The organism is Conchiformibius steedae, assembly GCF_014054725.1.
Lineage (GTDB): Bacteria > Pseudomonadota > Gammaproteobacteria > Burkholderiales > Neisseriaceae > Conchiformibius > Conchiformibius steedae.
Genome location: NZ_CP059563.1, coordinates 1549047 through 1561400 on the forward strand (window position 1 = coordinate 1549047; position 12354 = coordinate 1561400).

9 protein-coding genes are annotated in these 12354 nt (G+C 52.4%); 6 read left to right on the top strand and 3 right to left on the bottom strand.

Going from position 1 to position 12354, the window contains the following annotated elements:
- The first annotated feature begins 5 nt into the window (after window positions 1-5).
- The 6 genes from H3L98_RS08155 to H3L98_RS08180 all read left to right on the top strand — a co-directional run bounded on the left by H3L98_RS08155 (window position 6) and on the right by H3L98_RS08180 (window position 6455).
- Complete coding sequence (locus tag H3L98_RS08155) at window positions 6-395, top strand: hypothetical protein (protein ID WP_027021581.1); 390 nt, start codon at window positions 6-8, stop codon at window positions 393-395.
- 90 nt (window positions 396-485) lie between these two features.
- Window positions 486-1880 carry a sensor histidine kinase gene (locus H3L98_RS08160; RefSeq protein WP_027021582.1) on the top strand — a complete coding sequence of 465 codons (1395 nt, stop codon included), beginning with the start codon at window positions 486-488 and terminating at the stop codon, window positions 1878-1880.
- Window positions 1881-1892: 12 nt separating this feature from the next.
- Window positions 1893-2678 (top strand): peroxide stress protein YaaA, encoded by a 786-nt coding sequence (gene yaaA, locus H3L98_RS08165; protein ID WP_027021583.1) that lies wholly within the window; start codon window positions 1893-1895, stop codon window positions 2676-2678.
- A 26-nt stretch (window positions 2679-2704) separates the two neighbouring features.
- On the top strand, window positions 2705-4021 hold the full coding sequence (locus H3L98_RS08170; RefSeq protein WP_027021584.1) for a homoserine dehydrogenase: 1317 nt from the start codon (window positions 2705-2707) through the stop codon (window positions 4019-4021).
- A 278-nt stretch (window positions 4022-4299) separates the two neighbouring features.
- Window positions 4300-4644 carry a DUF2069 domain-containing protein gene (locus tag H3L98_RS08175; RefSeq protein ID WP_051532000.1) on the top strand — a complete coding sequence of 115 codons (345 nt, stop codon included), beginning with the start codon at window positions 4300-4302 and terminating at the stop codon, window positions 4642-4644.
- Complete coding sequence (locus tag H3L98_RS08180) at window positions 4641-6455, top strand: PglL family O-oligosaccharyltransferase (RefSeq protein WP_246327805.1); 1815 nt, start codon at window positions 4641-4643, stop codon at window positions 6453-6455. Before H3L98_RS08175 ends, H3L98_RS08180 begins: the two co-directional genes overlap by 4 nt.
- 59 nt (window positions 6456-6514) lie before the next feature.
- Here H3L98_RS08180 and odhB read toward each other — a convergent pair whose 3' ends face one another.
- The 3 genes from odhB to gltA all read right to left on the bottom strand — a co-directional run bounded on the left by odhB (window position 6515) and on the right by gltA (window position 12321).
- Entirely contained in the window at window positions 6515-7741 is a 1227-nt protein-coding gene (gene odhB, locus H3L98_RS08185; protein ID WP_027021586.1) for a 2-oxoglutarate dehydrogenase complex dihydrolipoyllysine-residue succinyltransferase, read from the bottom strand.
- Complete coding sequence (locus H3L98_RS08190) at window positions 7738-10815, bottom strand: 2-oxoglutarate dehydrogenase E1 component (RefSeq protein WP_084481840.1); 3078 nt, start codon at window positions 10813-10815, stop codon at window positions 7738-7740. The genes odhB and H3L98_RS08190 overlap by 4 nt, the downstream gene beginning before the upstream one ends.
- A 222-nt stretch (window positions 10816-11037) precedes the next feature.
- The gene (gene gltA, locus H3L98_RS08195; protein ID WP_027021587.1) at window positions 11038-12321 is read right to left on the bottom strand and encodes a citrate synthase; all 1284 of its coding nucleotides are present in this window, start codon (window positions 12319-12321) and stop codon (window positions 11038-11040) included.
- Window positions 12322-12354: the final 33 nt, after the last annotated feature.

Here is a 12354-nt window from a genome sequence, read left to right on the forward strand (position 1 = left end):
ACCCTATGGAAACCACCGTTGATTTGCGCGGTATGCTGTTGGAACTGTATCTAAAAAACAACCCCAAAATGGCGCACCAGATTTTTATTTACAGCTTCAACGGTGTGATTGACCCACGCACCAATCCGTTTCAATACGTCAGCGGCGATTTACCGCCCAATATCAAAAAAAGCGTGGTATTACAAAACATTGCCAGTGGCGAAATGATTCAGGCGTTTGTCGTGCCGATTGTGGTGCAGGGACAGGCGATGTTTCATGTGGACAACCTGATTTTATACGGCAACAAAAGCGGCACGCTGATTGAAATTGATTTGGACACGGTAAAAATCATGAAAACCGACAAATACCGCCAGTTTATCAACCTAACCCATGCCCTATTGCGCCAGTTTGCCTGATTTTGCCGCCGCGCCCGTGCCTGTACTTGCACGGGCGCGGCGGTAACAAAATCGGCTATAATCCCCTTTTTCCTTATTGTGCCGTTTGCCATGCGCCTGTTCCAACGTATTTTCGCCACTTTCTGTATGGTCATTATCTGCGCCATTTTTGTGGCCAGTTTTTCTTTTTGGGTGGTGCAAAACCGCTTGGCGGAAAACCAGTTCAAGCAAACCCGCAATATGGAAATCAGCTTGTTGGGCAATGCACAAAATGCCTTGCAAAACAGTGGCGAAGATGCGGTGCGCGAGCTGTTGGAACGTTGGCATGGCAATCCCGCCGCCCAAAATGTGATTGTGATTACCGGCGACGACAAACGCGATATTCTCAACCGCCGCATCGCTGCCGAAGAAATTGAACGCGCCTACAGTTTTGCCCTAAAAAACCCCAATTCCAATCTGGCTTCCGTGATTTACGACCCTTTTGGCGAAGAATACCTGTTTTTCGTGCGCCATTTTGACCGTATGCAGATTGAACGCATGCCCAGCCCGCTGCTGATTCCGGGTTTGGAACTCGCCCCCATTTGGCACGAATTTATTATTTTGGCATCCACGCTGATTATCGGACTGCTGCTGGCGTATATTCTCGCCAACAACATTACCAAGCCCATCCGCATTTTGGAACAGGGCATGAACCGTTTTGCATCGGGCGAGTTGGATACGCGCGTGTCGCAACAGCTGCACGAACGCCGCGACGAACTTGCCAATTTGGGCGTGCAGTTTGACAAAATGGCAGACCAATTGCAAAAACTGGTGGAAAAAGAACGCCATCTGCTGCACCATGTGTCGCACGAAATGCGTTCCCCCTTGGCACGGATTCAGGCGATTGTCGGGCTAATGCAGGCTCGCCCCGACAAACAGGAAGAATACATCGGGCGTTTGGAAAACGAATTGGGGCGCATGGACACGCTGGTGGGCGAACTGCTGACACTGTCGCGCTTGGAAACCGCCAATATCCCGATGGAAAAAGAAGAATTGCCTTTAGCGGCGTTTATCCGTCAGATTGTAGAAGACAGCCAAAGTGTTGCCGAAACCCACGGTCATACCATCCGCCTGAACATGAAAGGCATAGACGAAAACGCCCGCATTCACGCCAATGAAAGCTATTTGTACCGCGCTTTGGACAATGTGATACGCAATGCCATGAATTACAGCCCCGAAGGCAGCATCATTCAGGTGTCGGTACACGAAGACCGCCGCCAATTGCATATTGAAATCACCGATAACGGTCCCGGTATCAAACCCGAACAGCTGCCGCATATTTTTACTGCGTTTTACCGCGCCGACAGCAGCGCCAACAAACAAGGCACGGGCTTGGGTTTGGCATTGGCAAAACACATTGCCGAACAGCACCACGGCAAAGTGCATGCCGAAAACGTGCGCCCCAACGGTTTGAAAGTACACTTTACCCTGCCCAAAACCCACAAAGCCGCCCCAGCCAAAACCTGATTGAGAAAACCCATGTTTTTTTTACTTTCCCCTGCCAAAAACCTGAACGAAAACCGCGATGTATTTCCCGAACACGCCGCGCAGCCGCCGCTATTGGCACACGCCGCTGAACTGATGGAAGAACTGCGTCCGCTTGCCCCGCAGCAAATTGCCGAGCTGATGCACGTTTCCGACAAAATCGCCCTGCTCAATGCCGAGCGTTTTGCCCGCTGGCACACCCCGTTTCACCGCGACAATGCCAAACCCGCGCTGTATCTGTTTAACGGCGATGTTTATGAAGGCATAGACGCTTACGGGCGCAGCGCCGAAGAAATCGATTATATTCAAGAAAATGTACGGATTTTATCGGGCTTATACGGTATTGTGCGCCCATTGGACTGGATTGCGCCCTACCGTTTGGAAATGGGTACGCCGTTTGCCAATCGGCGCGGGGCGAATTTATACCGTTTTTGGGATGGGTTGATTACCGATTGGCTTAACGGCGAATTGCAGCCACGCAGCGACAAAACCGTTATTAATCTGGCATCTGCCGAATATTTTAAAGCGGTACAGCCGCAGCGTTTAAACGCCCGCATCATCACGCCCGTGTTTAAAGAACGCAAAGACGGTGCGTATAAAGTGGTGAGTTTTTACGCCAAACGCGCCCGTGGTTTGATGGTGCGTTATGCGGCGCACACGGCAGCCACAGAAGCGGAACAGCTTAAAGGATTTGATTGGGAAGGCTATGTGTTTAACGCAGCGGCTTCGTCCGAACACGAATGGGTGTTTTTGCGCGACACGCCGCCCAATAAAAAATAACTTAATTCAATATTTAAAGGACTGATATGCAGACAATCAACATCGGAATTTTGGGTTTGGGTACGGTAGGCGGCGGAACGGCGCAGGTGTTGCGCGACAATGCTGCCGAAATCGCCCGCCGTTTGGGACGCAATGTCAATGTGTTTATGGTGTCCACGCGCAATGTGGGCAAGGCGTTTAAGGTTTGCCCCGATGCGCTGTTTACCACCGACCCGTTTGAAGTGGTCAGCCATCCCGAAGTGGATATTGTGGTGGAACTGTTCGGCGGCAGCGACACGGCTAAAGATTTGGTGTTGCAAGCCATTGAAAACGGTAAACATGTGGTTACCGCCAATAAAAAACTGCTTGCCGAATACGGTAATGAAATTTTTGCTGCCGCCGCTCAAAAAAATGTGATGGTGCATTTTGAAGCCGCAGTCGCAGGCGGGATTCCGATTATTAAGGCTTTGCGCGAGGGCATGTCTGCCAACCGCATTCAATCCGTTGCGGGCATTATCAACGGCACCAGCAATTTTATCCTTACGCAAATGCGTGAAAAAGGACAAAGTTTTGCCGATGCGCTGAAGTTGGCACAGGAATTGGGTTACGCCGAAGCCGACCCCACGTTTGATATTGAAGGACACGATGCGGGACACAAAATCACCATTATGTCGGCGCTGGCATTCGGCACACCCGTGAATTTTGGCGCGTGTTATCTGGAAGGCATCAGCCGTTTGGAAAGCCGCGACATCAAATACGCCGAAGAATTGGGCTACCGCATCAAGCTGTTGGGCATCACACGCCGCTCGGCGCAAGGCATTGAGTTGCGCGTTCACCCTACTTTAATCCCTGAATGCCGTTTGCTGGCGAATGTGGAAGGCGTGATGAACGCCGTGCGCGTAGATGCCGATATGGTGGGCGAAACCCTGTATTACGGTGCGGGCGCGGGCGCGTTGCCCACTGCCAGCGCGGTGGTGGCGGATATTATTGACATCAGCCGCATGATTGGTGCAGACACCGCCAACCGTGTGCCTTATCTGGCGTTCCGTGCCGATAATGTGCGCGAACAACCTATTTTGTCAATGGACGACATTACCAGCAGCTATTATTTGCGCGTACGCGCCGCCGACCGTGCAGGCGTGTTAGGCAGCATTGCCAACCTGTTGGCAGAGCAAGGCATTTCTATTGAAGCCCTGATTCAGAAAGCCGTATTGGACGACAATCAGGCAGAAATCGTGATTCTGACCCACAGCACAGTGGAACGCAATATCCAAGCCGCGATTACCGCCATCAACGCCCACGAATCCGTTTCCGCGCCCGTGGTGATGATACGCATGGAATCCCTGCAAAGCCTTGCGGCTTAATCCCCACACCTTACCCACACCAGCCCCTATCTTTAGGGGCTTGATTATTTTATTAAAACCAAAATCCCTGCTGCAGCCTGACGACACGAAACCCTGCAGCAGGGCTATAATGGCAGATTGCCGTTTTTCTCAAAAAATACCCTGTTTCAACACACAGGGCTACACATCAAGCACAGCCCTATGTGTTGCCCTGATTCGGACGGGATTACGCCCAACCCGAACAAACGCTGATTTTACCGCCGTAAACGGCAGGGTTTCAAACCGAAAAGGAGTTTTTGATGAAATCCCCCTACCGCGCCGCTGCCCTGTGCTGGTTTGCCCTAATTATGCTGACCCTGTTGTGGGACGGTTTGTTTGCCCCGCTTGCCACAGGACGCTGGCTGCTGCTGTTGAAACTGTTGCCGCTGTGCCTGCCCGTGCGCGGGATTTGGCAAGGACGCATTTATACCTATCAATATTGTTCCATGCTGGTGCTGGCGTATTTTGCCGAAGGGGTGATGCGCCTGTTTGACGCACCTGCAGCAAGCCTGTATTTCGCCGCCGCACAAACCGTGCTGACGGTGGCGTTTTTTGTTTTGTGTCTGCGTTATCTGTCTTTATTTAAACAGAAAAAATCATCATGATGTCCAAATTTCCCTTGTTTTCCACGCGATTATTGCCCTTATGCGTGGGTTTGATTTTGGTTGTGGCAGTGCCGTTTTTGTCAATTTGGCGCACGGGTCCGCAATCTGCCCTGTTTTTAGAAAGCCTGTCTTTGGGCGGGGTGCTGGTGCTGGTACTGGCAACGGCATTATCAGGCAAACTGGATGTGCGCCCGCCTGCCGCTTCGCTGTGGCTGCTGCTGATGGCATTATTTTGGGCGGTACAGGCGCGGGTAATGGATTTGAGCTATATCGGCTTAAGCGATATGGCGGCGTGGTCGTTTGCCATTCTCGCGCTGGGGGTGTGGGCGTGTCGCGGCTGGGTTCGCCATATCGGGCAAGAACGCGCCGTGGCGGTGCTGGCATGGGTGTTGGTGCTGGCGTGCTGCCTGCAAGCAACCGTGGGCTGGATGCAATACACGGGCGCAGCCGCTGCATGGAAAGGCTGGCTGATGTACCGTTCAGGCATTGTGGAAGGACAATTGGGACAACGCAACCATTTCGGGCATTACTTGATGTGGGGCGTATTGGCAACGGCTTATTTGTGGACGACACGGCGCATGGCGTGGTGGCTGGCGTTGCCTGTAACGGCTTATTTGGGGCTGACTTTGGGGCTGACGGGTTCACGCGCTGTATTGGCGTATTTTTTGGCAATCGGCGCAGCCTTACCGTTGTGGCGTTGGCTGAACGGTAACAACGCCACGCGCATGACCGTTGTTTTTGCTGCGGTGCTGTTGTGGACGGCATTTGCCCAATTCGCCGCCGAACCGCTGTTGCAATTGTTTCAACACAGCAGCGGCGTGGACAGCGCGGCTGAACGCCTTGCCAACCACCGTTTCGGACAATCGGGGCGCGACTACGAATGGCGCAAAGCATGGCTGGTTTTCCAAAGCGCACCGTGGTTCGGACACGGCTGGGGCAGTTACGCCCTGCAAGGTTTTTTGGTGGATGCCGATTTTTATCCGCTAGGCTTCCGCCCTTATGAAACCAATGTCTTGTTTACCCACAGCCACAACAGCTTTTTGAATTTGTTGGCAGAAATGGGGATAGTGGGGACGTTGTTGGTATTAGGCGGGTTGGCGGTATGCGTGCGCCGTGCTTTTTCCCAAGCCAGTGCCGCTTCGCTGCTGCTGTTGGCATTGCTAACCGTGTCGCTGGTACACAGCTTGGTGGAATATCCGCTGTGGTATGTGTATTTTCTCAGCGCGTTTATGTTGTTTGTGGGACTGATGCCCGCGCCTGAATCCACACGTCCGTTGCCCGAATGGATGACATGGACGGTAGGCATCGGCGCAGCCATGATGCTGGTGGGGGTGGTGCGTTTGGGTTTTGTTTATCAAGACCTGCGCCAAGCCGCCGCCAAAACCACCACCGCCACCGAAAAAGCCGCCAACATCACCACCCTGCTCTATCTGTCGCGTACCGAACCGATGCTGCGTTATTATGCTGATATGACTTTGCTCAATCATGTGGATACCGCCGCCGACCACATTCCCGCATGGGCGCAAACAGCGCGTGAATCGGCGCGTTACCGCCCCTATGCCAACGCCCACAAATGGGGTTTGCTTGCCTACCGCGCAGGCGAACACCAAGCTGCTGCCGATTGGATGCGTCAGATGTACCGCTACTATCCCAGCAAATATCCCGTTTACGGTGCAGCCATTATGACCCCGCCGCATTATCGCGGTTTGCAGGCACAATATAGCGCAGAATGTCGCGCCTACTACGCTACCATCAAAAAACCGCCCGTGTGCGCCGAAGCCATGCCGCCCAAACCGCCCACCAAACCATAAACACACAAACGCCCCGATAAACCATATCGGGGCGTTTTCTATTTCAGACTGCTAGCTGATTACAGGTCTAACAGCAAACGTGCAGGGTCTTCCAGCGCATCTTTAATCGCAACCAAAGTCAGCACCGCTTCACGACCGTCAATAATGCGGTGGTCGTAAGACAATGCCAGATACATCATCGGACGTACCACAACTTGACCGTTTTCCACCACAGCGCGTTCTTTGGTCGCGTGCATGCCCAAAATGGCAGATTGCGGCGGATTGATAATCGGCGTGGACATCATGGAACCAAACGTACCGCCGTTGGTGATGCTGAAGGTACCGCCAGTCAAATCTTCCAAAGCGATTTTACCGTCTTTGGCTTTAACCGCATAATCCACAATCGCTTTTTCAATTTCGGCAATGCTCATTTGGTCGGCATCGCGCAAAATCGGCACAACCAAACCGCGCGGGCTGCCAATGGCAATACCGATGTCAAAATAACCGTGGTAAACAATATCGTTACCATCTACCGAAGCATTCACAACGGGGTATTTTTTCAGTGCAGCCACCGCCGCTTTTACAAAGAAGGACATAAAGCCCAGCTTCACGCCATGCTCTTTTTCAAATTTTTCTTTGTATTTGGCGCGCAAATCCATCACAGGCTTCATATTGACTTCATTAAACGTCGTCAAAATCGCGTTTTCACGTTGCGAAGCCAGCAAACGTTCTGCCACACGCGCACGCAGACGGCTCATCGGCACACGCTGTTGCGGACGCTCGCCCGCAGGCACGGGAGCCGCGGCAGGCGCAGATACAGCAGGCGCAGCCGCTGCTTGTGCAGCAGGTGCTTGATAATTTTGCACATCTTCTTTCAGCACACGACCATCACGACCGCTGCCTTGTACCGCACCCACATCAATGCCTTTTTCTGCCGCCAATTTCGCCGCAGCAGGCATGGCAACGCCAGCTTGTGCCTGTTGCAACACGGGCGCAGCAGCAGGGGCAGCGGGCGCAGCAGCCGCTTGTACCGGTTCGGCAGCAGCAGGCGCACCCGCACCCGCCTGTGCTGCGGTGTCAATTTTCGCCAACAGCTGCTGGGTTTCCACCACTTCGCCGTCTTGCACCAAAATTTCCACCAACACACCCGCTTGTGGTGCAGGCACTTCCAACACCACTTTATCGGTTTCAATATCTACCAGCACTTCATCGCGGGCAACGCTTTCGCCCACTTTTTTGTGCCAAGACACCAAAGTACCTTCGGTAATACTTTCGGCAAAAACGGGAACATTTACTTCTACAATCATTTTTTCGCTTTCAAAACAAAGTTAAAGTTACCATCGGAAAAACTGTTTTTCGCTTTGGCGGATTCGTGTGCTTCAGGCTCATGCGCTTCTTCCACCGCTTCAACGGGTGTTTCGGCGACTTCAGGCTCTTCAGCCACAGGGGCAAAAGCAGGCGCAGCCGCTTGTGCCACAGGGCGGATTTGCGGTTCGGCAGGGGCAACGGGCGCAACCACATTTTCTGTTGCAGCTACTACACCGCTGAATTCAAACGCATCTTCCAGCAATTGTTTCAACTGTGCATTGTGTTTGGCAGCATAGCCCACCGCAGGCGATGCGCTGGCAGGACGACCTGCATAAATCACTTGCTGACCGCGTTTTGCCAAGGCTTCCAAACGGTGACGGGTTTGATACCAAGCACCTTGATTTTTCGGCTCTTCCTGTGCCCACATGATTTCAGTGGCTTGCGGATATTTCGCCAATTCCGCTTCGGCTTCGGCATAGGGGAAGGGATAAAGCTGTTCCACGCGCACAATCGCCACATCGTTTTCCAAGCCACGCTCGGCACGGGTTTTCGCCAAATCGTAATATACCTGACCCGCACACAAAATCACACGGCGCACGCTGTTATTGTCAGCGCGTTGTACGGTATCGCCAATCACAGGGCGGAATGTTGTGCCTTCCAAGAACGCACCAATCGGGCTCATGGAATCTTTAAAGCGCAACAAACGTTTAGACATAAAGATAACCAAGGGCTTACGGTAAGAACGCAATACCTGACGGCGCAAAATATGGAACATTTGCGAAGCTTCAGACGGCATCACAATCTGCATATTGTGTTCGGAACACAGTTGCAGCCAGCGTTCCAAACGCGCGGAAGAGTGTTCAGGACCTTGACCGTCATAACCGTGCGGCAGAATGGTGGTCAAACCGCACAAACGACCCCATTTGGTTTCGCCCGAAGAAATAAACTGGTCAATGGCAACCTGTGCGCCGTTGGCAAAATCGCCAAATTGTGCTTCCCAAATCAACAACTTATCGGGTGCAGAGCAAGCGTAGCCGTATTCGTAAGCCATTACCGCTTCTTCATTCAAGATGGAATCAATCACGGTAAAGCGGGCTTGGTTGTCCGACATATGTTGCAGCGGGATATACGTTCCGCTATCGGATTGCTGATGTTCGCGCTTGGTGTCGTGCAACACAGCGTGACGGTGCGAGAACGTGCCGCGTCCCGAGTCTTCGCCCGAAATACGCACGCCTGTGCCGTTGGTCACCATGCTGGCATACGCCACGGTTTCCGCCATGCCCCAGTCAAAAGGCTGTTCGCCTGTTGCCATCGCTTTGCGCTGTTCAATCACACGTTTGGCGGTATTATGCAAACCAAAGCCTTCTGGCACTTGGGTAAATTTGTCGGTCAAACGCTGAATATCGGAAGCAGACAAACCGCTTTCCACGTGTTCGCGCCAATCCTGACCTTGGTATTTGCGCCAATCTACACGGTGCTTGCTTTCGTAATCGCTCAAGCGGGTGTGTTCAACGTGTTCGCCTTTGTCTAAAGCATCGCGGTAAGCCTGTACATAACCGTCTGCCTCTTGGGCGGTCACCACGCCCTCTTTAATCAGTTTGTCGGCATACAGGGCGCGGGTGCCGGGGTGTTGGGCGATGGTTTTGTACATCAAAGGTTGGGTCAAAGTGGGGTCGTCGCCCTCGTTATGACCCAGCTTACGGAAGCACACCAAATCAATCACCACATCTTTGTGGAACTGCTTGCGGTAATCCAAAGCCGCTTGCACCACATAGCACACGGCTTCGGGGTCGTCACCGTTTACATGGAATACGGGCGCTTCCACCATTTTGGCAATATCGGTACAGTAAACGGTAGAACGGGTATCGCGGGTGTCGGACGTGGTAAAGCCGATTTGGTTGTTAATCACGATATGTACGGTACCGCCGGTGGTGTAACCACGGGTGCGCGACATATTAAAGGTGGCTTGGTTTACGCCCAAACCGATAAAGGCGGAATCGCCGTGAATCAGCACGGGCAACACTTGGGCGCGTCCGTCCAGACCGCGGCGGCGCTGCTTGGCGCGTACCGAGCCTTCCACCACAGGATTGACAATTTCCAAGTGCGAGGGGTTAAACGCCAGCGTAACGTGCATTGCGCCGTGCGGGGTGGCGATGTCGGAACTGAAGCCCATGTGGTATTTCACGTCGCCGCTGGGCAGCTTGGCTTCGGCGCGACCTTCAAATTCGGCAAACAAATCAGCGGGTTTTTTACCCAAAGTGTTTACCAGTACGTTCAAACGTCCGCGGTGCGCCATGCCGATTACCACTTCTTCTACGCCGTCTTTACCCGCGTTTTGAATCAGATAGTTCAAGCCCGCAATGGCACTTTCGCCGCCTTCTACCGAAAAGCGTTTTTGCCCCACATATTTGGTGTGCAAATAGCGTTCCATGGTTTCGGCTGCGGTAATTTGTTTTAAAATATAGCGTTTTTGTTCGGCATCAAAACGGGGAGTGGACAAATCGCGCTCGAAATAATTGCGAATCCAATGGCGTTCTTCGCGGTTGCCGATGTACATATACTCAATGCCGATGTGACCGCAGTAGGTCTGCTTGAGTTTGCTGATGATGTCGGACAAAGGCATTTTTTGCGTACCCGCAAAATCGCCCTGCCCCAAGCTGAAGTTTACCGCCATATCCGCTTCAGTCAAACCGTGCGCTTCGGGCGACAAACCTTCAATATTTTTAGGCAGTTTCAAGCCCAAGGGGTCAATCTTCGCCGCGCCCGCACCTTGAATGCGGTAGGCAGAAATCAGGCGCAATACGGCAATCTGTTTGTGCAGCAGGCTTTCATCAATAGTGCCTGCCACTGCGCCGATATTGCGCCGCTTGGCGAGATTGGCAAAAGATTCTTGAATCGGACGGTGCGCCACATCGCGCACTGCCGCGCCCGGTTGGGCTGCCAAATCGGTAAAATATTGTTTCCAATGTGCGTCCACCGAATCGGGGTTGCTTAAGAACTGTTCGTACAATTCTTCAATATAAGGGGCGTTCGAGCCGAACAAATAAGAAAAATTGAGTTTTTCATCCATCATGACTGATGCCTTTTACATTTCGAGCGTCGTTAAAACGGTAATCCAATGCCCTGTAATCCGAAAATCTGCGGGCAGGGGGCATTCTACCCTTTCTTACCAAAATTGGTAAGGGAAAGACTGCCTATTTTTTATTTTCTGCCGCCAAAAGCCGTTTCAGGCAGCCTGCCCCTGCCGATGGCAAAGGGCAAACTGCCTGAAAACAAAGTTTAGCTTATCAAAGCATTAACGCTTATCTACAGCGACAAAATCGCGGCGGTCGGAACCGGTGTACAGCTGACGCGGACGACCGATTTTTTGACCGGGGTCGCTAATCATTTCGTTCCAGTGCGAAATCCAGCCCACGGTACGCGCCAAGGCAAAAATCACAGTAAACATCGGCACGGGAATACCCAATGCAGACAATACGATGCCAGAGTAGAAGTCCACATTCGGATACAGTTTCTTCTCAATGAAGTAGGGGTCGTTCAAAGCGATTTTTTCCAATTCCATCGCCAGTTTGAACTGCGGGTCGTTTTCCAAGCCCAGTTCTTTCAACACTTCATCGCAAGTCTGTTTCATGATGGCGGCACGCGGGTCCATGTTTTTGTACACGCGGTGACCAAAGCCCATCAAGCGGTATTTCTTGGCTTTTACGCCTTCCATAAATTCAGGCACTTTGGACACGTCGCCGATTTCAGCCAACATATTCAACACCGCTTCATTGGCACCGCCGTGAGACGGACCCCACAGGCTGGCAATACCCGCAGCGATACAGGCAAACGGGTTCGCACCTGAAGAACCTGCCAAACGCACGGTAGAAGTGGAAGCGTTTTGCTCGTGGTCGGCGTGCAGGGTAAAGATGCGGTCCAACGCACGCACCAATACGGGGTTCGGCACATATTCTTCACAGGGGGTGGCGAACATCATGTGCATAAAGTTGGCGGTGTAGGACAAATCATTGCGCGGATAGTTGAACGGCAAACCGTTGGAATAACGGTAACACATCGCAGCAATGGTCGGGATTTTGGAAATCAGGCGGTAAATCGCCACTTTGCGGTGTTCGGGGTCAGCAATTTCCAAGCTGTCTTGATAGAAAGCAGACAGTGCGCCCACCACACCCACCATCATCGCCATCGGGTGCGCATCGCGGCGGAAACCGCGGAAGAACCAGTTCAGCTGTTCATGCACCATGGTATGGCGGGTAACGGTATTAACAAAATCGGCTTTTTGTTCGGCAGTGGGCAGTTCGCCGTAAATCAGCAGGTAGCACACCTCCAAATAATCGCTGTGCTCGGCAAGCTGCTCAATGGGGTAGCCGCGGTAATAGAGCAAGCCTTTGTCGCCATCAATAAAGGTAATTTTGGATTCGCAACTGGCTGTGGAAACAAAGCCGGGGTCGAAAGTAAACAAGCCAGTGGCTTTGTTCAAAGCGCGGATATCCACCACATCGTTGCCCAACGTACCTTGCAGCACCGGCAATTCAACGGCTTCAACACCTTCGGCTTGTAATTTTACAGATTTTGACATCTCTTGCTCCTTAAATGAAATGTTTTACTTGAG